The following is a 391-nucleotide window of genomic DNA, read 5'->3' as shown; positions in this document are numbered from 1 at the left end:
ATTTAGGAGCTCATTGACCAAGCCTATTTTTTTACCATGTGCTAAATCCGGCTCTAAAAGTATTATGTTAAAAAGATGATCGTGAATTTGCTCACCCAAAGCAATCAATTCATTTATCCGTTCATATTTCAGTTCAGCTAGATTGGATTTATTGTCATTTATATAACAACACGCATAAATCACATAAAAAGCATCACTCCCCCTATTCTGTAAATGATACTCCTCATCTGGATCTAATCGTTTCGTATCCGAATTGATTGAACAAAAGGCCTTTCGAGCTTCCTCAGGTGTTCCAATTACTTGAATAAAATTAATTTTGGTTGATTTTAATTTTTGCTGAAACTCAGAATCGCTACATAACTCTTGAAAATCAGCTAATCCACCTAATCGA

General features: G+C 34.0%; 1 protein-coding gene. It reads right to left on the bottom strand.

The window, feature by feature from the left end; translation table 11 throughout:
* On the bottom strand, positions 1 to 391 hold a 391-nt coding region (locus tag JHD80_RS27325; RefSeq protein WP_199093739.1), incomplete at both ends, for a hypothetical protein.

This window comes from Allobosea sp. ASV33 (genome assembly GCF_016428755.1).
Taxonomy (GTDB): domain Bacteria; phylum Pseudomonadota; class Alphaproteobacteria; order Rhizobiales; family Beijerinckiaceae; genus Allobosea.
The sequence above is the reverse complement of the archived record's forward strand: the minus strand, read 5'-3'. Positions and strand labels throughout refer to the sequence as shown.